Source organism: Alteromonas sp. BZK5 (assembly GCF_014349115.1).
GTDB lineage: Bacteria > Pseudomonadota > Gammaproteobacteria > Enterobacterales > Alteromonadaceae > Alteromonas > Alteromonas macleodii.
In genome coordinates this window covers 12,522-35,979 of record NZ_JACSOE010000046.1, presented here as the reverse complement: position 1 = coordinate 35,979, position 23,458 = coordinate 12,522, and the positions used below count along the sequence as shown (strand labels likewise).

The 23,458-nt window shown below is 45.1% G+C and carries 18 protein-coding genes; 6 read left to right on the top strand and 12 right to left on the bottom strand.

Annotation, left to right across the window (positions count from 1 at the left end):
• Positions 1-149 precede the first annotated feature (149 nt).
• Entirely contained in the window at positions 150-3,278 is a 3,129-nt protein-coding gene (locus BIZ39_RS13715) for a hybrid sensor histidine kinase/response regulator (protein WP_049588786.1), read from the bottom strand.
• Positions 3,279-3,604: 326 nt separating this feature from the next.
• Here BIZ39_RS13715 and parC point away from each other — a divergent pair, with 326 nt between their 5' ends.
• The 3 genes from parC (at position 3,605) to BIZ39_RS13700 (ending at position 8,671) form a co-directional block, all read left to right on the top strand.
• Positions 3,605-5,890, top strand: coding sequence for a DNA topoisomerase IV subunit A (parC, locus tag BIZ39_RS13710; RefSeq protein ID WP_049588785.1), 2,286 nt, complete (start codon positions 3,605-3,607; stop codon positions 5,888-5,890).
• Between the two features lie 63 nt (positions 5,891-5,953).
• On the top strand, positions 5,954-6,490 hold the full coding sequence (locus tag BIZ39_RS13705; protein ID WP_049588784.1) for a heme NO-binding domain-containing protein: 537 nt from the start codon (positions 5,954-5,956) through the stop codon (positions 6,488-6,490).
• A gap of 12 nt (positions 6,491-6,502) precedes the next feature.
• Positions 6,503-8,671, top strand: coding sequence for a putative bifunctional diguanylate cyclase/phosphodiesterase (locus tag BIZ39_RS13700; RefSeq protein ID WP_049588783.1), 2,169 nt, complete (start codon positions 6,503-6,505; stop codon positions 8,669-8,671).
• A gap of 65 nt (positions 8,672-8,736) precedes the next feature.
• Here the strand turns inward: BIZ39_RS13700 and BIZ39_RS13695 are convergent, their stop codons facing one another.
• The 8 genes from BIZ39_RS13695 to rpe form a co-directional block, all read right to left on the bottom strand.
• A complete protein-coding gene (locus BIZ39_RS13695) occupies positions 8,737-9,543 on the bottom strand; it encodes a DUF1338 domain-containing protein (protein WP_014948018.1) in 807 nt (268 codons plus the stop codon).
• 117 nt (positions 9,544-9,660) lie between these two features.
• On the bottom strand, positions 9,661-11,130 hold the full coding sequence (gene astD / locus BIZ39_RS13690) for a succinylglutamate-semialdehyde dehydrogenase (RefSeq protein WP_049588782.1): 1,470 nt from the start codon (positions 11,128-11,130) through the stop codon (positions 9,661-9,663).
• Positions 11,131-11,143: 13 nt separating this feature from the next.
• The gene (astA, locus tag BIZ39_RS13685) at positions 11,144-12,181 is read right to left on the bottom strand and encodes an arginine N-succinyltransferase (protein ID WP_014948020.1); all 1,038 of its coding nucleotides are present in this window, start codon (positions 12,179-12,181) and stop codon (positions 11,144-11,146) included.
• A gap of 20 nt (positions 12,182-12,201) precedes the next feature.
• Positions 12,202-13,410, bottom strand: coding sequence for an aspartate aminotransferase family protein (locus tag BIZ39_RS13680; protein WP_187447246.1), 1,209 nt, complete (start codon positions 13,408-13,410; stop codon positions 12,202-12,204).
• Between the two features lie 462 nt (positions 13,411-13,872).
• Entirely contained in the window at positions 13,873-15,039 is a 1,167-nt protein-coding gene (locus BIZ39_RS13675) for an HDOD domain-containing protein (protein WP_049588789.1), read from the bottom strand.
• A gap of 297 nt (positions 15,040-15,336) precedes the next feature.
• Positions 15,337-15,921 (bottom strand): anthranilate synthase component II, encoded by a 585-nt coding sequence (locus BIZ39_RS13670; RefSeq protein ID WP_049588780.1) that lies wholly within the window; start codon positions 15,919-15,921, stop codon positions 15,337-15,339.
• Between the two features lie 100 nt (positions 15,922-16,021).
• Positions 16,022-17,029, bottom strand: coding sequence for a tryptophan--tRNA ligase (gene trpS / locus BIZ39_RS13665; protein WP_049588779.1), 1,008 nt, complete (start codon positions 17,027-17,029; stop codon positions 16,022-16,024).
• Positions 17,030-17,094: 65 nt separating this feature from the next.
• The gene (rpe, locus tag BIZ39_RS13660) at positions 17,095-17,772 is read right to left on the bottom strand and encodes a ribulose-phosphate 3-epimerase (protein ID WP_187447245.1); all 678 of its coding nucleotides are present in this window, start codon (positions 17,770-17,772) and stop codon (positions 17,095-17,097) included.
• Positions 17,773-18,077: 305 nt separating this feature from the next.
• Here rpe and BIZ39_RS13655 point away from each other — a divergent pair, with 305 nt between their 5' ends.
• From BIZ39_RS13655 to BIZ39_RS13645, 3 genes are all read left to right on the top strand, one after another.
• Positions 18,078-18,908: a TorF family putative porin gene (locus BIZ39_RS13655; protein ID WP_187447244.1), complete on the top strand. Its 831-nt coding sequence runs from the start codon at positions 18,078-18,080 to the stop codon at positions 18,906-18,908.
• 175 nt (positions 18,909-19,083) lie between these two features.
• A complete protein-coding gene (locus BIZ39_RS13650; RefSeq protein ID WP_014948027.1) occupies positions 19,084-19,392 on the top strand; it encodes a hypothetical protein in 309 nt (102 codons plus the stop codon).
• Between the two features lie 9 nt (positions 19,393-19,401).
• Entirely contained in the window at positions 19,402-19,602 is a 201-nt protein-coding gene (locus tag BIZ39_RS13645; protein ID WP_014948028.1) for a DUF2970 domain-containing protein, read from the top strand.
• 83 nt (positions 19,603-19,685) lie between these two features.
• Here the strand turns inward: BIZ39_RS13645 and BIZ39_RS13640 are convergent, their stop codons facing one another.
• The 3 genes from BIZ39_RS13640 to aroB all read right to left on the bottom strand — a co-directional run bounded on the left by BIZ39_RS13640 (position 19,686) and on the right by aroB (position 23,455).
• Complete coding sequence (locus BIZ39_RS13640; RefSeq protein ID WP_014948029.1) at positions 19,686-20,567, bottom strand: Dam family site-specific DNA-(adenine-N6)-methyltransferase; 882 nt, start codon at positions 20,565-20,567, stop codon at positions 19,686-19,688.
• A gap of 226 nt (positions 20,568-20,793) precedes the next feature.
• A complete protein-coding gene (locus BIZ39_RS13635; RefSeq protein WP_187447243.1) occupies positions 20,794-22,266 on the bottom strand; it encodes an SPOR domain-containing protein in 1,473 nt (490 codons plus the stop codon).
• Between the two features lie 121 nt (positions 22,267-22,387).
• Positions 22,388-23,455 carry a 3-dehydroquinate synthase gene (gene aroB / locus BIZ39_RS13630; protein WP_187447242.1) on the bottom strand — a complete coding sequence of 356 codons (1,068 nt, stop codon included), beginning with the start codon at positions 23,453-23,455 and terminating at the stop codon, positions 22,388-22,390.
• Between the last annotated feature and the right edge of the window lie 3 nt (positions 23,456-23,458).

Genomic DNA, 23,458 nt, shown 5'->3' with positions numbered 1-23,458 from the left:
GTTCTCGATTTAGAACCACTAAACCGTCAAACATTCGCCTTGTCTAGATGGCACACAGACCGCTGCAAAAATGTACAACAAAGGTCAACAGGCCCTAGGCAGTCTTCTGAAGCCAGCTAAGCTCATCGTAGCAATTAGACTTTATTCGCCTAGCTGCGGCTGTCCTTCAATTTACTCTCGTTAAGCACTTTCTTGGCTTCGGCAATAAGGGCTGGTAACTTTTCCTCGACTAGCTTGTGCTGACCAAGTTTAAGTGAGCTCTCTGTTTCGTTGGCTAAATGCTGCATGCGCGGCAGACCTGTATAGCAACACGCACCGTGTAGTTTGTGAACTTCGGTCTTAAGCCCATTGTAATCTTGATCGTCCCAAAGCGCCGAAAGTGTCTCGATAGTTTCGGGCAGTAACGCAATAAAACTGTCTAACATTTCTTTTGCTGTATCTTGATTTTGATTCGCTCGTTTAAGTGCTAGCTGCCAGTCGATAGAGGGAAAGATGATTTCACCGGGCTCAACATTGTGGCACCACGAATTGATAAGCGTAATAAGTAGCTCAACCTCAATAGGCTTAGGTAAGTAATCGTCCATGCCAGAGGCAAGCAATCTTTCTTGCTCTTCTTTAAACGCGTGGGCTGTCACTGCCACTATTGGGGTACCCATATTCAACGGTGATTTACGAATTTCTCGGGTGGCCTGCAGTCCGTCCATGCCTGGCATCTGCACGTCCATGAGAATTAAGTCAAACTCTTGAGTCTGGCACTGATTGACGGCGTCTTGTCCACTGATCGTTGTGGTTAGCTCGACAGGAGAATGATCGAGCCACGTATGCAGCAGTTTAAGATTCATTTCCATGTCATCAACGGCAAGAATTTTAGCTTTTGGTAGCGTGCCTATTTTCTCTTGCATCGCATTTTTAGCTGGCGTTGTATGGTGGTGCACCAGGCTATCTAACTTGGTAAGCGTCATCGGCATACGCGCTTGTGAATGGAAATGTTGCGACAGGCTTGGGTATTGCGCAAAAGGTTCAGGGCCGGAATACCAAAGTATTCGCTTTTGCGCAGGGAATTGTACAAAACGACTTAAATAGGTATCCCGCAATCCCATCTTACTTACTGGCACAGTTGCCATGAAAAAGTCGTACTGGCCTTTAAGTGACATCAAATAATCTAGTGATTCAACAGAGGTAACCTGCGCACCCAAAATCGATAACATGCTTGCACTTGAGCGACGTGTTGCAGGTACCGGATCGAAAATAACCACGTTCTTACCTTTCCAGTCTTCACTACTAGTTAATGCATATTTCTGGCTTAACTGGTTCATACGTAGTGATACGTTAAACGTAGAGCCTTGGCCTAATACACTTTTTAGCGTTAGATCACCGTTCATTAATCGAACCAGCTCTCGACTTATCACGAGACCTAATCCAGTGCCTTGGTAATTACGGTTAAGGGCGTCGTCTACTTGCGAGAAGGCGTTAAATAGCTTTTTTCTGTCTTGTCGGCTTATTCCGATACCTGTGTCTTCAACGGTAATATTTACTTCGTGAATACCATGAGGAAGCGAGCGTCCGCTCACCGAAAACGTAATGGTACCGCTGGACGTGAATTTAAGTGCATTACTTAACAAGTTATTGAGCACTTGCTTAATACGAAACACATCGCCAATGAGTTTTTCAGGGAGCGGGTGCAAATCAAATACAAATTCGATGCGCTTGCTGTGGGAAGATTTAGCCATGATAGTGACCATTTCTTCAAGCAGCTTATTGGGCGAGAAAGGCTGATTATTAATTTGCAGTTTACCGGCCTCAATCTTAGAAAAATCGAGGATATCGTTAACGATTGTTAGCAGGTTGTCCGCAGCCGTGTTAACAATTCTGACTTGCTCTTGCTGGTCAGTGGGCAGCGACGCATTGTTCAACTCTTTGCTGAACCCCAAGATAGCATTAAGAGGTGTGCGAATTTCATGGCTCATGTTGGCCAGAAATTGAGATTTAACGTTACTGGCTTTTATCGCATCTTTGCGCGCGATATCTAAACGGGCATTCTGCTCTTCAATGAGCTCCATATTGTTGCGCAAATCATTTGTTGCTTGCTCAACTTCGCTTTCCAGCTGGCCTCTGCTTTTCTCCATTAATGCAAAGGAAAAGAGCCCTGCTTCTAAGAAAACACCCACCTGAAAACAATAGGTGGTGAAGTCGTTGGAAGGTAAAATTCCGATAAGGCTTAACATGCCAATAATCGCACCGGTGGCGAGCATACTCCATGCAAAAATGAAGTAACGCGCGGGCTTAAACTTATTGAAAAATGCTTCGAACCCGGCGTAGATATAACTCAATATCGCCACAAGACCCACGCCGTATACTAGGTTGTTCTTCCAAATAGAAGGAAGCAGATCGACGAAGCACACCAGCCCTGTTAACGCTTGGCAAACCAACAATAAGTTAATGACGGGATGTGCCGTGGGAGAGTGCTTTTCCGTTTCCAAAAAGGTCTTGGTAAAAAAGCCTGAGCTTATACCAATAATTACGAATATCAGCTCGGAATGCCCAACCAGCCAAGAGGGGATCCCCTGACTAAACAGCAAGTGCGTATGGCCGCCCCACACAAACTGCCACAAAATAACCGCAGCGATATAGCCAACATAGGCAATCAGACTTTTTTCCCGCACGCCAAAAAATAGAGCAAGGTTATAAATAGCGAGAATAAGCAATCCGCCGTAGAAAAAGCCCCAGAGCAAGCTGTCCATTTGGAAGTAGCTGCTATGTAGCGGTTCGGCTTGAATTCGAAGTGGTGCAATTAGGCTAGACGAGCGACTTTCAATGCGTATGTAAAGGTCGACAGGATCGCTATCAGGCAGCTCAACACGAAAGGTTGGAACACGAAAACGCTGTTCTTTTTGAGCTTTCCCCTGATGGCTTTGCTTTATTACCTTGCCGTTTTGCACCAAATAAAAATCAACACTGTCGAGTTGGCTGAAATTTATTGAGAACACCCAGTGTTTATCGTTTGAAACATTGGCAACAGAAGTGAGTAGCCACATGCCATTATTACGAAACCCAAAGTTAGGGTTGTCATGGGGATGCATAAGGAAGTCATTGCGTCTTCGTGATACATCGCTGATAGTAAGCTGATAATCGGTTTCAAATAAAAAATACAGAGAGTCTGATAAATCTAGCGTACTTTCTTCATCGAAGAGCTGCTCGATATGCTGCGCGCTGGCATTCGAAGGCAGGTAACTGCCTACAACAAGAAATAAAAAAAAGAATACGCGAAAGATAGCCATGATTATCTGTACTTACGTTACCGTTTGATTAGGGGCTTTATTATTTTTTAGTTTTACTCGTAAGAGTGAAAATTGAACGGCAAATTTCACCCAATGCTATTTAACCACTCTCTTTGAAGAATAACAAAACAAACCCTCACCCCATACAATGAGTAAGACCCAAAAGTCGCGACAATTGGTTTCAAGGATTGCACACAAATGCGGTTTACCCCACAATAGCCTTTAACGCTCGAGAGCTTTCACTAAGTGGTGCGCTAAATTGACCACAATAGACAGCCTAACTAGCACGAGCGCATTGGTATTAATAACAAAACGAAAAAACTATCATGAGTGACGAGATCATCATTAATCGCGATGGGGTAGAGCAACTTCCTCTTCGACGTTTCACCGAAGACGCTTATCTAAACTATTCCATGTACGTCATCATGGACCGTGCACTTCCACATATTTCGGATGGCTTAAAGCCTGTTCAGCGACGCATCATTTATGCGATGTCAGACCTAGGGTTAAATGCAAACGCCAAATATAAAAAATCGGCGAGAACCGTAGGTGATGTGCTGGGTAAGTTTCACCCTCACGGCGATTCTGCCTGTTATGAGGCGATGGTGCTCATGGCTCAGCCTTTCTCTTATCGCTACCCTTTAGTAGATGGTCAAGGTAACTGGGGTGCGCCGGATGATCCGAAATCGTTTGCTGCCATGCGTTATACGGAAGCTAAGCTCTCGCGCTTCTCTGAGGTGCTGCTGAATGAACTTGGACAAGGTACGGTAGATTGGGTACCTAATTTTGACGGTACGCTAAACGAGCCTAGCGTGCTTCCAGCTCGCTTGCCACATATCCTATTAAATGGCGTGACAGGGATTGCCGTTGGCATGGCGACGGATATTCCTCCTCACAACGTGAGAGAGTTGGCCAACGCGTGTGCCATGTTGTTAGACAACAGCAAAGCCGAGCTTAGCGATGTGCTAGAACACGTTAATGGACCTGACTATCCTACCGAAGCTGAAATTATTACGCCAAAGTCTGATATTCAAAAGCTGTACGAGACTGGGCGTGGTTCTATAAAAATGCGCGCGGTGTACATGGAAGAAAACGGTGATGTTGTTATTACCGCTCTACCTCACCAAGCGTCTGGTGCCAAGATACTAGAGCAAATTGCCGCGCAAATGCAGGCGAAAAAGTTACCGATGGTAAGCGATCTCCGAGACGAATCGGATCATGAAAATCCAACCCGTTTGGTGATTACGCCTCGCTCAAATCGTATTGATGTGACTCAGCTGATGCAGCATTTATTTGCAACTACCGACTTAGAGAAAAACTACCGGGTCAACTTGAATATGATTGGCCTAGACGGTCGCCCTCAGGTGAAAGACTTACGTACGATTTTGTCTGAATGGTTGCAGTACCGAAAAGATACTGTGACGCGCCGCTTGCAATACCGTTTAGATAAAGTGTTAGCGCGTTTACATATTTTAGAAGGTTTATTAATTGCGTTTTTGAATATCGATGAAGTTATCGAAATTATTCGCACGTACGACAAACCAAAACCTGAATTAATGGCGCGATTCGGTTTAAGTGACACACAAGCGGAAGCTATTCTGGAATTGAAGCTTCGTCACTTAGCCAAGTTAGAAGAAATGAAGATTAAAGGCGAGCAAGATGAACTTGCAGAAGAGCGCGACAAGCTTCAGCAGCTTCTAGGCTCAGATCGCCGCCTTAAAACCCTAATTAAGAAAGAAATCCTTGCAGACGCTGAAAAGTACGGTGACGACAGACGCTCACCTATTGTTGAGCGTGGAGAAGCTAAAGCGCTGTCTGAAAAAGAGCTGGTACCTGCTGAGTCTGTAACCGTTGTGCTGTCAGAAAAGGGCTGGGCACGCTGTGCGAAAGGTCATGATATCGATGCGGAAGGTTTAAGCTACAAAGCTGGTGATGCCTATTTATCCAGCGCCGAAGGCAAGAGCAATCAGCCTGCCGTGTTTATGGACAGTTCAGGTCGTACTTTCTCTTGTGACGCTCACGGGTTGCCGTCTGCACGAAGTCAGGGGGAACCGCTAACCGGGCGCTTCAGCATAGTGGGTGGCGAGTCATTCCAACACGTCATTATGGCGCAAGACGAAAGCAAATTCTTAGTAGGTTCTGATGCAGGTTACGGCTTCGTCGGCACATTTAAAGATATGGTGAGTAAGAACAAGGCGGGTAAAGCCTACTTATCATTGCCTACTGCGGCGAAAGTCATGAAACCAACACCGGTTACAAATCCAGACTCCGACTGGTGCCTAAGTATTTCTAATGAAGGTCGCATGCTCATGTTCCCACTACGCGACTTACCAAGTTTAGGTAAAGGGAAGGGGAACAAGCTTATCAATATTCCTTCTGCAAAATCGCAATCTCGGGAAGAGTACGTGAAGGTGCTTACTGTTGTACCTGATGGTGCCGCAATTAAAGTGGGAGCCGGTAAGCGCAACATGACACTGACGGCTGACGACCTTACCCACTATCAGGGAGAAAGAGGCCGAAGAGGGAATAAATTACCGCGAGGACTACAGCGGGTTGATACGGTTGAAGTTGTCTTACCCAGCAAGGACGAAACATCTGAAGATTTGTCATAAAGTTTAAGTTGTTCTTATGCTTAGGTGAACTACACTCAAAAAGGGATTAGATGAGGAATTTACATGCTAGGCATAGTTTTTACATCGTTAATCGATATGCTCGAGGAGAAAGTTTCTCCTGAGTTTGCTGACGATGTCATCATGGAAGCTGGGTTAGAAAACGACGGCGCTTATACCGCAGTGGGCTATTACCCGTTTGAACAAATGCAACGCCTGTTAGGTGTGCTGGTGGAGAAAACGGGTAAGTCAGCTAACGAGCTACTCTACGATTTTGGCTATTACTTATTTGGTAAGTTAGGTGCAGTACATGGCGACGTGCTAGCCAATACAGAAGGCATGTTGGATATGCTGGAGCACTTGGACGGCGACATTCATGTTCAGGTTAAGAAGCTCTACCCAGACGCCGACCTACCCCGATTTACGGTGATATCCAGAACCGATAACACCATGCGCTTACAGTATTATTCTGAAAGAGAATTATATCCTTTAGCAGAAGGCTTGATGGACGCAGCCGCAGCTCACTACAACTGCACCCTGGAAAGGGAAACCCATCAACTAGATACGCCTCATACCTACGAATTTAGTATATCTTTCGTTTAACGGAGGCATGTTATGTCAGATGGAACAACGCATAGCACGCCTTCTGGTAGCGACCGTGCTGCGTTACTTGAAAGGCGTTTAAAGCGAGAGCGAAATGCGAGAGAGCAAGCCGAAGCTTTGCTGAGAGAAAAGACGCAAAGTTTGTATGCTACGCTTCAAAAAAGCCAAAGTGCACAGAAAGATTTGGAACTTGCACTATGGGCGTCGCAGGAGTCTTTTTGGAATTGGGAGGCAGAGAATGACATTATGGAATTTCGCTCATTCTCACTACATTCTGAAAGTGTATCTACCTGGTCAGGCACCTTAATTGAGCTTCTAGAGCGGGTACATGAGGACGATTTAGACGGCCTGCAGTTTCACTGGAGCATGGCGCTACACGGCAATCGTGACCGTATAGAGTTTTCCTTTCGCTTAAAGCTAGACAGCGATTTTCAGTGGGTAAGGCTGCGCGGGCGCGTGCTAAAGCGTGGAAAAGCGGGTGAAGCGCTTCAAATTGTTGGTACCACAAAAGACATTACTCAACAGCGAAAAGCTGAACAATCGTTTCACTTAATGGCCTCTGCTTTTGCGAGCTCACGTGAGCCCATGTTAGTACTCTCACCTGATCTTGTTATCACAGAATGTAACGATGCATATATTCAGCTGATTGCTGCGCCTTTCAAAGAGCAATGCATTGGTTTGGATTTCAACCAAATATTCATTGCTGAGAAAGTCGATAAAGTGCAGTTGGCGCTTGATAAACAAATTCGCTTCGAGTCGAAAGTGAAGACGCAAAACGGTGAAATTAAGGTTGTCGATATCTCGGTGGCTTTGTTTGAGACCTACCAGCAAACGTCATCTTATTTGATTGCCACAATGCGCGACATCAGCGATAGAAAACGCAACGAAGCCAAACTACGTCAACTGGCATTGCACGATGAGTTAACCGGCCTTTCCAATCGCAATTCGCTGCGTGAGTCCATCTCCGGGTTAGTACAAAAAGAACAGCACTTTATTTTGGTCTTTATTGATCTGGACGGGTTCAAAGCAATTAACGATAACGCAGGGCATGAAAGAGGGGATATTGAGCTTCAGCGCGTAGGAGCGCTCCTTACTGCCATATTCGGCCCGATAGGGGAAGTCGGCAGGTGGGGTGGTGATGAGTTTATTGCCGTATTGCCTAATCAGAATGTTGAGGAAATTGCTGAACGCTCTGAGCGGCTTATCAGCCAGATAGAAGAAGACGCCATAACCGTAAAAACGTCGGAGCTTAGGCTGTCTGCCAGTATTGGCATTGCTGAATTTCCAGAACATAGTGATAACCTAGAAAGCTTGGTGCAGTGTGCCGACGCCGCAATGTACCGTGCGAAAGAGCTGGGTAAAGGGCAAGCGTTTATTTACGAGTCAGGTCTCTATGAGAGCATGACCCAGCAGGTCAGTATGGTGAATGACTTGCGCAGAACAGTAGAGAACCACCTTCTCGATTTCTATATTCAGGGTAAATATGATCTAAACGGTGAGTTAAAAGGCGGTGAAGTACTGTGTCGCTGGATTTCAGGCTTGCACGGTGTTGTATCGCCAGCAGTGTTTATTCCCATAGCAGAAGAGCACAAGCTGGACAGCGCCATTGGTCTTCAAGCGCTGGAAGCGGCATGTGATTACATTTCAATAATGGAATCGCAGCAGGGTGACGCCATTCCTTTGTCTGTGAATATCAGCGCTAATCAGATGCTTGACCCAGAATTTCCAAATCAGGCAATGTCTATCTGTATGGATAATGATGTGTCTCGCGAATTTATTGAGCTAGAGCTCACTGAGTCGGTCTTTATTCGCGATGAAAAATCAGCACTTAGAGCATTAAACACGTTGAGAGAGCATGGGTTTAGACTGTCTCTGGATGATTTTGGCAGTGGTTTTTCATCTCTTAGCTACTTGCGAAGTTTCCAGTTTGAAGTGGTTAAGGTGGATAAAAGCTTAATTCAGGGTATTCACCAAGATAGCAAAGCCAATGCGCTATTTAATGGTTTGATAGCCATGTTAAAGAGTTTGCAAATAGATGTGGTGGCTGAAGGCGTAGAGTTGGAGTCTTATTTGCCTTTCATGGAGCAGGCCGACATTCAGCTAATGCAGGGGTTTTACTTTGATAAACCAATGCCTTACGACCAGTTCTTGGCAAGGCATACTACTGAGCCTAATCGGTAATGTCTTCAGCTAAGCATAAACAAAAAAAGCCCTATCGGGCTTTTTTTAATGACTAAGCAAGCTCGTTACTTAGCATTAGTGCTTTCAAAGATTTTATCTGCCGATGCGGCAACAAAGCCTTTGTAAAGCTTACCATCAGGCATTTCATAGCGTTGTGCAAACTCGTAGAAGCAGCTTGGAATTGCCACAGTTTCGTCGCTAAACGCTACGTCAGCACGGTCAGCCATCGTTGATGATTGCGCTAAAAATACGTCTGGCCCACCTTTAATTTCGCCGCCAGAGGTGTTTAGCACAAAGCCTGCTTCTTTAAGCAATGTGTTTACGTCGGTAAGCTCGTCAGTACGGGTTAAGTGATTAACACTTACCGTAAAGTGGTTAGCACGGAAGCCCCATGCCGCCATCCACGCCGCGTATTCTGATTCGCTAAGCAGTGTGTCGTATTCTGCTTTAGTAACGTCCCAATGTTTACCCGAGTACAAGAAGTTATCTGCATCCACTACAGACTCAGGCATTTGATCAACCATCTTCTTGATAATTGCTTGAGCAGTTTCAGAAAGCTCATTTACACGAAGCTCACTAATAAATACTTTTGGTTTAGTATCGTCAGGGTGCTCGAAATGCTTTGCAGTAAGCTTTTTCGCTTCAAAGTCATAGTCGCCTTTAGCTTCATAACCCAATGCTAAGAAGTGCGCAGCAAGCTTGTCTAAGCGGGTTTTATCAAGAGCAAAAGTTCGAAAAGCTACATGGTCGTTAACGATGTCGTTCGTGTTTTCTTCACCCGCCAAAAGTGCATGAATTTTATGCGCTGAGGGAGTGATGGTAACGTAATCGTCCCACATGTTGCTAAACAACGTATCGATGTTGCTATGCATGGTGGTAGGGTCCTTTCTGTCGTTGACTATTTTTAAACGAATAGTTCGTATAGGGTTGGTACTAAACTGGCCGACACAAAAATCGGGTCGGCCTTTTTGTAACGTGAAAAGCTTGGGTTACATCGACAAGCCTGGGCTTAATTTGCCCGGCATAGTAACTTTATCAAGCTCAACTGAAGCAACTGGGTACGCACAGTAGTCGGCTGCATAAAACGCACTTGCTCTGTGGTTACCGCTGTCGCCCACGCCACCAAATGGCGCTGCGCTGCTTGCACCTGTAATAGGTCTATTCCAGTTTACGATGCCCGCGCGAATGCGTGCGAAGAAGTAGCGATAATCTTCTTCGTTGTCGCCTAGAAGACCTGCTGATAAGCCAAAGCTGGTGTTATTCGCTTCTTCAATCGCAGCGTCGAAATCGCTGTAACGAATTACTTTAAGTAGTGGACCAAAGTGTTCTTCATCAGGCAGTGAAGCAAGCATGTCAGTTACATCAATGATGCCAGGAGTAGCAAAACCTTTGTTCTCATCTTTTTGTTCAAGGCGAACCAGTACTTTACCACCAAGGTTTTCAAGCTCTTGCTGTGCTTTTACCATCAGTGCAGCGGCATTGCGTGAGATCATTGCGCCCATAAATGGTTGATCTTCAGCGTCATAATCACCCACCTTAATATTCTTGGTCACTTCGATTAAGCGAGCAAGGATTGCATCACCCTGTGCATCGGCTGGTAAGAATAGGCGACGTGCACACGTACAGCGCTGACCGGACGTAATGAAAGCAGATTGAACGATGTCATGTACGGCAGCATCAACATCAGCCACATCTTTAACAATGAGTGGATTGTTACCACCCATTTCAAGAGCCAAAATTTTACCTGGGTGACCTGCGAACTGCTCGTGCAAGATTTTTCCTGTGCGTGAGCTACCCGTAAAGAAAAGACCATCGATATCGTTATGCGACGCCAAAGCCTTACCTGTTTCAACTTCACCTTGTACTAGGTTGAGTACACCCGCTGGCAGGCCAGCAGCATCCCATAGCTTCACCATTTCTTGTGCAACCATAGGCGTCAAATCGCTTGGTTTAAACACAACTGTGTTACCTGCAATAAGGGCTGGAACAATGTGTCCGTTTGGCAGGTGGCCAGGGAAGTTGTATGGGCCAAATACAGCAACAACGCCGTGAGGCTTGTGTCGAATGAAGGCTTTACCTACAGGCATTGGGTTTTCAACGTTACCCGTGCGTTCAAAATAGGCTTTTTCAGAAATACCAATTTTGCCCATCATGGCGCCAACTTCAGTGGCAGTTTCCCATTCTGGCTTACCCGTTTCTTTAGCCATAACTTTGGCAAGGTGCGCTTTACCTTCTTCTAGTTTAGTGCCATAAACCTTAATAATCTCAAGACGCTCTTCAACGGTTTTCATGCTCCATGCTGGAAGTGCAGCACGAGCAGCGTTAATTGCGTCATCAATTTGAGAGGCTGTCGCAGACTTACCTTCCCAAATCACTTCGTTTTTTGCAGGGTCAATTGACGCTAAGTCATGACCTTGTCCGGCAACCCATTCACCGTTGATAAAATGTGTATGTAGCATAGTGGGTGTCCTATTAATCTCTGAATGTAACAGGGGCGAAGCGTACGTGCTCTCCCTCTTTGACATTCAATGCAGCAGCGGCTTGGCGAGATAGCACGGCAACTTGCTTTTCTTCGCTTACCGTCATCTCGGTGGCAACTGCACGAAAATCAGATACTGATGTATTAATGATGTAGTGCGTTTGCCCTTGGGCAGCAGCGCTATCATCAATGACAACAGGCAGTTTTAAGCTCGACTGAGCCGTACGGATGTGGCTTAAGTTTGCTTCTACCGTCGGGCCTGCGTCGAAAATGTCTACGTAGCCGCGGCAAGAAAAGCCTTCTTCTTCAAGAAGCTGAAGAGCAGGGCGTGTTTTGTCATGGACTTCGCCAATGACTTCCTGCGCTTCTTTGCTAAGCAGATTTACGTATATCGGGTACTTCGGCATAAGTTCAGCAATAAACACTTTATTACCAATGCCAGTTAAGTAGTCGGCAGTAGGAAAATCCATAGAGAAGAAATGGGTTTCCAACCACTCCCAAAACGGTGAGCGTCCTTCTTCGTCACTCACACCGCGCATTTCAGCAATAACTGTCTCTGAGAAGCGTTCACGGTGCTCCATCATGAACAAGAATCGAACCTTTGAAAGGAAGCGGCCGTTTATGCCGCCGCGGGCTTGTTCGCGAAGAAACAGCGTACATATTTCAGTAACACCGGTGTAGTCATTACAAAACGTTAGAATGTCTACCGTGTTGTGAATGTTAAGCTCGCGCGAGGCGTGCACTACTTTGCTTAGGTGGTAATGATAGAACGCATCGTCTATACCAACAGCCGCTTCAATACCTGTTGTTCCCACTACCTGTCCGGTAGTGGTATCTTCCATTACAAACAAGTATGACTCATCGCCAGGTTCGGTTACGTTTGGTTTGTTAAACGCAGTTTCTGCACGATCAATTTTACGCTGCAGCAACTCGTCGTTGACAGGTAAAGACGTAAAGCCAATACCTGATTCAACGGCGATTTCTTTAAGCGCGTTATAGTCGGCCTTCGTGATAGGGCGAATGATATTCATGTTCGCTACTCGTGTTGTAATTATTCGGCGTTTACAACGGCAGCAACGGCGCGTTCAAAACGTGCAAGACCTTCTTTGATGTCTTCATCAGGAATAACCAGTGAAGGTGCAAAACGAATAACGTTCATGCCAGCAACAAGACACATAAGGTTCTCTTTCGTTGCAGCCATCATGAAGTCACGTGCACGGCCTTGGTATTTCTCATTTAACGCACAACCTAACAGCATGCCTTGACCACGTACTTCTTCAAATACGTTGTACTTTTCATTGATAGCACCTAGTAGTTCACGGAATAGGGCTTCTTTCTTAAGTACACCTTCAAGCACTTCTGGCTGGTTCACGATATCTAACGCTTTTTCCGCAACAGCACAGGCTAGTGGGTTACCACCGTAAGTACTACCGTGGGTACCTGGCTTAAGGTGTGCAGCGATGTCTGCTGTGGTAAGCATGGCGCCAATTGGGAAGCCGCCACCAAGAGATTTAGCGGTTGTTAGGATATCAGGTGTTACGCCAAGACCCATGTAGGCATAAAGGTGACCAGTACGACCAACACCCGACTGAACTTCGTCAAAAATAAGTAATGCGTTGTGCTTGTCACACAGCTCGCGAACGCCTTTTACGAAATCTACATTAGGTGGAATAATACCGCCTTCACCCTGAAGCGGTTCCATCATTACCGCGCAGGTTTTGTCAGAAATTAGCGCTTCAAAGGCAGCTAAATCGTTGTAGTCACAGTGGTCAACAGCGCCTGGCTTAGGACCAAAACCGTCAGAGTAAGCAGCTTGACCACCTACTGTTACGGTAAAGAAGGTACGGCCGTGGAAACCTTTGTTGAAAGCGATGATTTGGTTTTTGTCTTCACCGTGCTTGTCCAGCGCCCAGCGACGAGCTAGCTTCAATGCTGCTTCGTTCGCTTCTGCGCCTGAGTTTGCGAAGTAAACTCTATCTGAAAACGTTGCGTCATTTAGCTTTTTAGCTAAACGAAGGGCTGGCTCGTTAGTGAAAACGTTGCTTAAGTGCCAAAGCTTGCTGCCTTGTTCATTAAGAGCTTTCACAAGCTCTGGGTGACAGTGACCTAAAACGTTAACTGCAATACCGCCTGCAAAGTCGATGTACTCAGCTCTATCTTGATCCCATACGCGTGAACCTTCACCTCGAACAGGTACCATACCTGCTGGGTTATAGTTAGGAACCATTACATCATCAAATGTAGCGCGAGTTACGTTCATCTTTGTTACCTCTGCGTTGGGCGCCAATCACACTGTGTGATTTGGCCTATCGAATCTATGAGCACATTTTAGTACTACTTTGGTCGATAAGCGTTAATTGGGCGCGTAAAAACTAATCGGATTTGTTCAACAGTATGCCATTTTTTTTAACATTTGTCTTCTATGCAAAAGGCTGCAGCCCTTTATTTATAAGGACTGTGGCTTAATTTGCAGGAAAAGTGAATAACTATTAACTACTGGGCTATATCAATAAGTAATAATCAATTTTTGCGCTGAGAAAAGGGCTACATACGGGTTTTAATGCACTGTGAGGCAATAAGAAAGGGGGGATAGGGCTGGAAGCCTTACCTGTTTAATGTAGCTAAAAACGGGCAAGGCATTGAGCAATCGTCAATAATTTGGGGCATCATGCACATTAAATGAAAAATGTGCATAACGAGTGCATGAATATCCACTAAAAAATTAATGATTTTCTTCGTTTTTCACCAAAGGAAGGGTGAAAATATCAATGGTTTTGAGTTTTTCGAGTGCACCCGCAGGGTAGCGTTGCTCCATGAAAAGCGGCTTTACTTCTTTCATTTCAACAAGCTTTAACTGATGTAACATCCGAACTTGTGTGTAGGTTCGGGCTTGATGAAGTACCTTACTGAGTGTTTTAGGCTGTGCAGGTACTTTATCGGCACACGCTCGCATCGGTTCTGCAATAGGCAAGCGCATTAAATGCATCCACTCCAGAATATCCGCGCTGACTGCATCTGCGAATTCTTGCTGTAGTGCAATAAGGTGGTTGGCTGAAGGAGCCACTTTGAGTAGCGCTTCATGTCGCTTTTGCTCTTTGTCTTTCTGGCATTCTTGCAACAGATGTAGCTGAATTTTATCGAACAGTTTGAAGTAAAGTCTTGTTACGACACAACGCCCCAAATTACTGAGCATCGCAAGGGTATAAGCCTGGTTTTTGTTTAAATCCGTAAGTGCTGCAAGGCGTTTCGCCGTTATGGCAACGCCAGTCGTATAAGGCGTAAGCTTTTGTTTAATTAGCGGGTAAGGGTCGGTAATCTGAGGCATAGCGCGCTTTAAAATGAGCGACGGTATCAATGTGCGTAGGTTTTCAATACCCAAAAAGCTCAATGCTGTGCGCAGTGTCTCTACAACAATGATACGCCCACGGGAGTCTTTGCGTCTAAATTGTGGAGTATTCACCACAACGATCAGTTCATCATAAAGCCATGGCATGGTTGCGGCAATTGGCTCTAGTTTCGAAACCGAGCATGCTTTCACGGAAAGTGCATCAAGAAGCTCGCCGATGTTTTCGGGCAAGTTAAGTACGTTTTGAACGAGTTCGTCGGTATAGCCTAGCTGCTCTGTTAATTCACCTAGAAGGATTTCGTGAAGATGGTGACTCACTGATTCAAGGTATGACGCTTCGGTTTTCTCTTGAAGGCGCTTGTTTTCAATCGCCACTTTTTCAACGTGCAGTAGCAGCCTGCGCGCATCACCTTGCTCCGATTGCTCGAAGCTTACTTCTCCCACCTTGCGCCTTCCTAGCATTTCCAGCACTCGCTCTGGCGATATGATCATATTTTCAAAACGATCATCTATCGTGGGCGGTGTGGTTGCCCCCATTGTCATATTAAAAGCACTCCTGCTCATAACTTTTTGGTGAACGGCAATATTATCGTACATCAGGGGCCTTTATTACTTTCGCTACGGTAATGATAAAAATGGTAGCTACTGCTTGAAAGCAAGCCTTATTTACCCTGCAACTGTTGATATTGCGTGTGCGATGCTTCGTATAATCTTTATTCAGCGCATTGGCTAAAACGAATTATGAAAAGTTAAACGAAAAATCAGTGAATTGCGAGTAATTCTGGCCTTCAAGCGTAACCTTTTACGCTATAAAAGCGTATCGGCATCAAACTCGTATACTTAAATTGATTTAAACTGAAGAAATGCATCCAGTACGCTATGACCGTGTTCGGTAAGCAGTGACTCGGGGTGGTACTGCACGCCCCAAATAGGGTGATGATTATGGGAAATTGCCATGATTTCCTTTGTGCCCTTTGCGGTTTCACACCATGCATCAACACTCAGTGAGGCAGGTAGCGATGCGGGATCTAAAACCAATGAGTGGTAGCGCGTCACGTTAAACGGGTTAGGTAAGCCATTGAACAGGCCACTATTGCGGTGTGTTAGGGGTGAAATTTTTCCATGCTTAATCTCTTGTGCACCTACTACCTTGGCACCAAACACTTGACCTATAGCTTGATGACCCAGGCATACACCTAAAATAGGAATCTTGCCTGCAAAATGTTCAATCGCAGATAAGCTGATGCCCGCTTCGTTAGGCGTGCATGGTCCCGGTGAAATAACTAACTGTGAAGGCGCTAAGCGAGATATGTCGTCTAAGGTCAGTGCGTTATTTCGCACCACTTCAACGTCGACGCTGAGCTCAGTGAAATACCGAGCGAGGTTATGAGTGAACGAATCGAAGTTATCAATTAACAGCAACACAGCAGTGCTAGTCCTTGGTATTTCTAAGTTGCGAAGGTTTTAGCCATGAAGGATTAAATGAACCCTTCATGGCGTGTAGCAAGATGTTGGAATTCGGCTGTTATGGCTTTGGAATAAAGCCGACCGCTTTGTATACTTTAGCCAAAGTTTCAGCAGCTCGCGCTGACGCTTTCTCAGCACCCTGACGCATTACGTCGTCAAGATATGCTCTGTCTGCGCGAATTTCAGCATAGCGGGCCTGAATGGGTTCAAGTAGAGCAACCACAGCGTCTGCAACATCACCTTTAAGGTGGCCATACATTTTGTCAGTATATTCATGCTCAAGCTCTTTAATTGATTTACCCGTCGCAAGTGAAAGTAGGGTCAGTAAGTTAGACACGCCTGGTTTTTCAGTTGGGTTAAAGTAGATATTAGCTTGCTCGTCAGAGTCGGTCACGGCACGTTTGATTTTCTTGGCTAACTTCTTAGGATCTTCTAATAAGCCGATGAAGTTATTCGGGTTGTTGTCAGACTTAGACATCTTCTTTTCAGGCTCTTGAAGGCTCATGATGCGCGCGCCAAAGTCTGGGATATACGGGTCAGGTAGACGAAATACATCGCCGTATAGATTGTTAACACGTGTAGCAATGTCACGAGTCAATTCAAGGTGCTGCTTCTGATCTTCACCTACCGGTACTTTATCTGCTTGGTATAGCAAAATATCTGCTGCTTGGAGTACAGGGTAGCTGTATAAGCCTACATTAATGTTATTTTCGTTCTTCGCAGACTTATCTTTGAATTGAGTCATGCGATTAAGCTCACCCATTTGGGCGTAACAATTCAATACCCAAGATAGCTGTGCATGTTCAGGCACATGGGATTGCAAAAACAGAGTACTTTTTTGTGGATCAATACCGCAAGCAAGGTAAAGAGAAAGGCCGTCTAGACAAGCTTCAGCAAGCTGCTTAGGGTCTTGTCGTACAGTAATAGCATGCAAATCCACTATCATATATAAGCAGTCGTGGTCGTCTTGCATGGAAACCCACTGTTTAAGTGCACCCATGTAATTTCCAAGGGTAAGTTGTCCTGAAGGCTGACAGCCACTTAATACAACGGGTTTATTACTCATTTCTTTTTACCTGTAATACGTTAAATACTGTGAAAATAAAGCTTGGGAAAACAAAGCTTCAAAAATTATGCTTTAGACAGTGACGCTAGTTCATTGCGCATTTGCTCAATGACATCGCTGTAGTTGGGTTGAGAAAAAATAGCCGAACCAGCCACAAACATATCCGCGCCCGCTTCCGCTATTTCGCGAATGTTATCGACTTTTACGCCACCGTCAATTTCAATTCGAATATCGTAGCCGCTTTCTAATACACGCTGTTTCACCGCGCGCACTTTATCTAAGGTGCTAGGAATAAACTTTTGACCACCAAACCCTGGGTTAACCGACATAATAAGAGTGTGGTGCAGTTTGTCCATGACGTGGTCAAGGTAATGTAGTGGCGTTGCTGGGTTAAATACGAGCCCCGGCTTGCAACCTGCATCGATAATAAGCTGCAGAGAGCGGTCTATGTGCTCAGACGCTTCTGGGTGAAAACTAATATAGCTGGCCCCTGCATTCGCGAATTTTTCAATTAAGTCATCGACGGGCTTCACCATTAGGTGCACATCAATGGGAGCGGTAATGCCGTAGTTTCTTAACGCCTCGCAAATCATTGGTCCAAACGTAAGATTGGGTACATAGTGGTTATCCATTACATCGAAATGCACCACATCAGCGCCAGCCTCTAATACCTTTTCTACGTCTTCGCCAAGTCGAGCGAAATCGGCCGATAGTATTGATGGAGCAATTAGGAATGGTTTCATTGCATGTCCTTTCATTCTAAAAACAACAAGGTGCGTTGCCACTTACGTTTCACCTTTGCGAAAGTTTACCCAAATCCGTGCTTCTTTACTATGCAAAGGGTTAATCAGCGTTAATTTCACGGAAATTTAAGATAAACGGACTTTGTCAGAACGTTGCCCAATTTTGGTGAGTGCGCGTTATGTTGGTGCATTTTTATGCAGCGTTTTTTTGTTTCGGTGACAGCGGGTGAATTTTTTAAGTGAAATAATACTTTAAATTTCAATTTGTTAATTTATTTTTTGCGAGTTTTTTTGATGAACCATAAATGGGCATCAACTTTGCGTTATCCAGTCCAAAAAAGAAAACACAGACAGAAAAAACGAATTACAACAAGTTTGAATTTGACTGGAGAACACACATGAAAACATCTACAAAAAGAACAATACTTGCCGCTGCTATTTCTTCAGCGTGTCTGTTAACAGCCATGCCTAGCTATGCAGAAGGTTCATTCACTGCTAACGCTAGTGCAACCAGTAACTACATTTGGCGTGGTCTAACACAAACAACTAACGAAGCCGCAGTACAGGGTGGTATCGATTACGCGCATGAAAGTGGTTTTTATGCGGGTACGTGGGCGTCGAACGTAAGCTATGCATCAGATGATATTTATTCTTACGAGCATGACGTATATTTTGGATATTCAGGCGAGTCTGACGGCATTGCATATGACTTCGGCTACCTATACTACAACTATGACGCAGAAGCTGAATTCGATTTCGCAGAGATCTACGGTTCAGTAGGCATGGGTGGAGTAAGCGTAACAGTTTATCTACTTGCGCACACCGAAGCTGACGAAGCAGAAGGCCAAGATTTCGGCTTTGGCCAGGCTTACTACGCATCTTTTGATTACACCACAGAAATTTTGAATGGCACTGAGTTGACTCTACATGCTGGTTATCACAGCGGTGACTTTGTTGAAGCTTTCAACTTTGGCGACGGTGAGACTGACAGCTATGCAGACTACGGCGTAAGCATTGCGAAAGATGGTTTCAGCTTTGCTGTAACTGGAACGAACTTAGATGATGTTGGTGCTGACGCACTAGATAACGACGAGTTGAAATTCACTGTAGCTTACTCAGTAGATTTCGAACTTTAAAAGTTAAATTAAGAGGCTAAGGATAGGCCTCTTAACTTAAACGTTGAGTACTAAAAGCCTAATGTGTTTTCGTTAGGCTTTTCATTTTTTACAAGCAACGCATTTTTAACTTGTTCGTAACCTGCTTTTGATTATAATGAGATTAATTTTTAAACGAGTGTAAGGAGTATTCAGGATGAAGGTTCTTCCATTTTTTGCGATTTGTGGAGCGGTAGCGCTTGTTAGCGTTGCGGTCACAAGTACGCCAAATTCACACTCGTCAGTATGCGAATTCCAACCAGTTACGGAGTTCAACCCCAAGTTGCCCGCAAGCCATATTCAAAACCAATGTGCCCGTCATCAAGAGGGTGTGGAGGAAGTCAGTTGGCTGTCATGGATAGCGGGGAAATCATCATCTTTCCAATTCCACTTTTTAGACCTACTTGAGTTGATGCACAGCGACGAAGGTAATCGAGATTTCACCTCACCTGCTAACGACACTTAGGGGAAAATTATGCAGTCTGGTACTGGTTTTTGGTCAGTTCTAGGTAGTGTAGTTGCTAGTCTATTTGGTGTTCAGAGCCATAAAAACTACGAACGTGACTTTACTAAAGGCACTTTTATCAGTTTCGCCGTCATTGGCGTAATCTTGGTTGTGCTGTTTGTTGTTACGCTTTTTATGTTCGTTAAATGGTATACGGGCTATAGCGCATAGCAATTGCGTGAATACACATTAAAATCGTATGCGGGTAAGGCGGTCGATGCGCTACCTATAAGAAGTCTTTTCGGCATCACACACTAAACTGAAGGGCGGTGAAACGTCTTCTTTTTTCTAGTCTTTCGCTTTGGTGCGACGTTAGCTGGAGGAAAATAAGCCAAAATTTCATCCACAGGCTGTCGCTTTGCACCGTTTTGACTTATCGAACGCTTAACCGACAGCATACTGAAATCAGCCCCGTGATAAAGCGACCGAGTTAGCGGTAAATCGTGATTTGAGATGAGTACGGGTATGCCTCGCTTTTTTGACGCGCGGGTGGCGAGCTCAGCCAGCTTCTCTTGAGATTCTTGTCCGAAGCTTCGCGCGGCATAGCTGGTAAACGCTGCAGTCTTGCTGATAGGAGCATACGGTGGGTCACAATAAATAACGTTGCCACGCCTAGCTCTAGAAAAAACCTTTTCAAAAGGAAGACAAGTAAACGTCGCTTTTTGTGACTTTTCCGAGAACACAAACATCTCGTCTTCTGGAAAGTAAGGCTTTTTATAGCGGCCAAAAGGTACGTTAAAACGCCCTTGAAGGCTGTAGCGGCATAAACCGTTGTACCCATGTCGGTTTAAATAAAGAAAAAGAATCGCTCGGTAGTATTCATCTTGCGTTGCGTTGAACTCTTCGCGCAAGTCATAGTACATCTTTTCTTCATTGCGACTCCCATCAAAAAATGCGCGTGCATCGTTAATCAGTGCATCGGGCTGCGCTTTAAGGAAATTGTATAAGTTGATGAGATCAGGATTGATGTCATTAAGCAGGTAGCGTTTGTATTGCGTATTCAGAAATACAGATCCGGCACCAACAAACGGTTCAATGAGTTTATTGGCTTGCGGTAATCTGGCCTGAATATGCTCAACCAAGCTGTATTTGCCACCGGCCCATTTTAAAAAAGCCCGGTTTTTTTTCTGCATCATGCTTAAACGTTACTACCTAGACGGAATGAAGACGGTGGTTTTTCCGTGCGCCGCCGTTCCAAGGGAAAGGGTCGTCTTTATACTTTTATGCTGATCAGTATCAGATATCACCACACTAAAGGTAGATTGTAACTTTCATCAGTAAAACGGACAACCAACAAGTGTCGCAAGAACGGAATTTTGCTCATTTACCGGAAATATTATGGCCACCCGGTTGTGAAATGACTTAATTTTGCGCTTTGCTCTTCTCTAAGAGGATTTGGTTTCCTCGCTTTATAAACGCATTTTGTTTACCTGGATATTCGGGTAAACCTTTTCGTGCTTGTTGCGCTTGAGATAACGACGTGTAGATTTGCTTGTTAACTACTACAAACCAGTCGCCACCATAGCGCGTCGTTTTATAAATTCGCGTGTGCTCAGTTAGATTGTTTTCTCGTAGGAACTCACTGAGAACAGACTCACTTTTCATCGCTAACAACTGTATAGCGTAGTCATCTTCCCCAATCCAGCCTTCTTGACTCGATTCACTGGCCACTGTGGTTGGCGCTACATTATCGTTGACGCCGTCCGAGTTTGATTTGGCACCTTGAGCAGATTGTTGATCACTTAGCGCACCACTGCTAACCACCTCTGAACCATTGGAATCAGTGGTATTACCTTCAATCGGGGCATTCTCAAACTGGTTATTGTCTGCCTGTTCTGAAGATGGCGTAACTTCAGGTAAGGATGAAACCGCATTTTCCCAATTGGTAATCAACGGACCGTTATCTGACGATTCATCAATTAACGAGCCACCAACGTCTGCACTATCATCATTGGGCGCGGAAACAAGCTCTACGTTGCCTATTTGGTTGGTTGCTTGAGTTACTGAGTTTGATGCTGTTGTTTCGCTTTCATCGGTTTCACCATTGCCTATAAGCTTGTTATAAGCAGAGCCGGGCTCAACCTGCGTTCTTTCAGGTTCTGGCGAAGGTTGACTAATAGGCGCAAAAATCGATGCTAATTTATCACCGTATTGCCAGTAAATAAGGCCAGAAAACGTAGCAAGGAACACGCATATAACAGCGATATAAAACCACTTAGACTTTAATGGGTTGATAAAAGTTTGCGTATTTTCACGCTGTCTATTTTCTAAATGAGCCTGAAAAGCCTCGCGACGTGAAGCAATCATTTTGTCGAGCTCTGACTCGAAGCTAGGCTGTTCGCTAATGACTGACTGGCTGCTAATTATTAGTGGGGTTTCTGTATTTTTTGCAGGAAGCCACTGCTTGGCGCGCTCAGCCCATTCGTTATTCGCGAACAAAAGCACATTTAAATGCTGTTTGTTACCAGCGAACCGGCTTTGTAACACCAAGTCCCATAGTTCTTGCAGTAGTGCATCAGGAAGATTGTGGGCTTGGGTGATGGCTATAAGAATTGGACCTTCGTGACTATTTAGGTCGGAAAGTAGTTCGTTTAGAGGCCTAACGAAGCTACCCACCACTTGACCAAGAAGCTGCCGACAAAGTTGTCGACGGTAGTCAGAGGGCTCCATATTTTCTTGCGCAGTTAAATACGCAATCTCGGTATCATCGTGCTGCTGGAAGACAAAGGCTTCAAGGGTCTTTTGTTGTTGAGCAATAGACTCACCACTGACAAAAATCAGCTGAGAAGAGTAATTGACCAAATATTCCAAACGTTCATGCAGTTCACTTTGCATGGGAGTTTGCCCTTATTCACCGTTGCTTTAAAAACTGTCCTGCAACGCATTTCTTCATGATTCCAACTAACGTAGGGAAGTCAAGATAGACGCGTTGCCAGGTTGTCGCGAGGGCTAATGACTAAGAAAGGATGTCAGTAAGAATGGCGTCCGTGACGTCCTTGGTAACAACCGCTTTGCCTATGCCTTGAGGAAGTACAAATCGAATACTGCCAGCTTCCACTTTTTTATCGCGTTTCATATGCTTAACGTAGTCATTCTTTGTCATACTATTTGGGCCTGCAACCGGTAAAGCAAATGCTTCAAAAAGCGACGATACGCGTCGTGTTTCTGACGCTTCAAACCACGTTAATGCTTCAGCAGCTTTACAAGCAATTATAGTACCAGCGGCTACCGCTTCGCCATGCAGCCAGTTACCGTAGCCTTGCTCGGCTTCAATAGCGTGACCGAACGTGTGGCCTAAGTTAAGAATGGCGCGTAAACCACCTTCACGTTCATCCTTTGCTACTACGTCTGCTTTGATTTCGCAGCAGCGAGAAATAGCTTGGGTAAGAATTTCAGTATCAAGCGACGTAAGCGCATTTACATTACTTTCAAGCCATTCGAAAAACGGTGCGTCGTAAATGATACCGTATTTGATGACCTCTGCCATGCCAGCAGCAAACTCTCTCGCGGGTAATGTAGCGAGGGTATCAGTATCAATGGCCACATAAACCGGTTGGTAAAAAGCGCCAATCATGTTTTTGCCGAGAGGATGATTTACCGCGGTTTTTCCACCTACTGATGAGTCGACTTGAGAAAGCAAAGTCGTAGGAACTTGAATGAAGGGCACACCGCGTTGGTAAGTTGCCGCAACAAAGCCAGTAAGATCACCAATTACACCACCGCCAAGTGCGATAAGTGTCGTATCTCTTGCAGCGTTTAGCTCAAGAAGGCGTGTCATAACCACTTCGAATTGGGCAAGATTTTTGTGTTGCTCGCCGTCCGGCAAAATAATGGTTTCAACCTGAACATTACCACACGCCGCTTTAGCGGTTTCTAAATACAGTGGGGCAACAGTTTCGTTGGTAACAATGACGGCAAGTGGGCCTTTTATATAGGCACTAAAAAGGCCAGGTTGCGAAAGCAGCCCAGCCTCTATCTGTATAGGATAGCTACGTTCTCCAAGTTCCACAGTTAAGGTTGACATTGG

Coding starts and splice junctions, on each gene's coding strand:
- BIZ39_RS13715 (WP_049588786.1), bottom strand. CDS start 3,278: ATGGCTATCTTTCGCGTATTCTTTTTTTTATTTCTTGTTGTAGGCAGT.
- parC (WP_049588785.1), top strand. CDS start 3,605: ATGAGTGACGAGATCATCATTAATCGCGATGGGGTAGAGCAACTTCCT.
- BIZ39_RS13705 (WP_049588784.1), top strand. CDS start 5,954: ATGCTAGGCATAGTTTTTACATCGTTAATCGATATGCTCGAGGAGAAA.
- BIZ39_RS13700 (WP_049588783.1), top strand. CDS start 6,503: ATGTCAGATGGAACAACGCATAGCACGCCTTCTGGTAGCGACCGTGCT.
- BIZ39_RS13695 (WP_014948018.1), bottom strand. CDS start 9,543: ATGCATAGCAACATCGATACGTTGTTTAGCAACATGTGGGACGATTAC.
- astD (WP_049588782.1), bottom strand. CDS start 11,130: ATGCTACATACACATTTTATCAACGGTGAATGGGTTGCCGGACAAGGT.
- astA (WP_014948020.1), bottom strand. CDS start 12,181: ATGAATATCATTCGCCCTATCACGAAGGCCGACTATAACGCGCTTAAA.
- BIZ39_RS13680 (WP_187447246.1), bottom strand. CDS start 13,410: ATGAACGTAACTCGCGCTACATTTGATGATGTAATGGTTCCTAACTAT.
- BIZ39_RS13675 (WP_049588789.1), bottom strand. CDS start 15,039: ATGACAATGGGGGCAACCACACCGCCCACGATAGATGATCGTTTTGAA.
- trpS (WP_049588779.1), bottom strand. CDS start 17,029: ATGAGTAATAAACCCGTTGTATTAAGTGGCTGTCAGCCTTCAGGACAA.
- rpe (WP_187447245.1), bottom strand. CDS start 17,772: ATGAAACCATTCCTAATTGCTCCATCAATACTATCGGCCGATTTCGCT.
- BIZ39_RS13655 (WP_187447244.1), top strand. CDS start 18,078: ATGGGCATCAACTTTGCGTTATCCAGTCCAAAAAAGAAAACACAGACA.
- BIZ39_RS13650 (WP_014948027.1), top strand. CDS start 19,084: ATGAAGGTTCTTCCATTTTTTGCGATTTGTGGAGCGGTAGCGCTTGTT.
- BIZ39_RS13645 (WP_014948028.1), top strand. CDS start 19,402: ATGCAGTCTGGTACTGGTTTTTGGTCAGTTCTAGGTAGTGTAGTTGCT.
- BIZ39_RS13640 (WP_014948029.1), bottom strand. CDS start 20,567: ATGATGCAGAAAAAAAACCGGGCTTTTTTAAAATGGGCCGGTGGCAAA.
- BIZ39_RS13635 (WP_187447243.1), bottom strand. CDS start 22,266: ATGCAAAGTGAACTGCATGAACGTTTGGAATATTTGGTCAATTACTCT.
- aroB (WP_187447242.1), bottom strand. CDS start 23,455: ATGTCAACCTTAACTGTGGAACTTGGAGAACGTAGCTATCCTATACAG.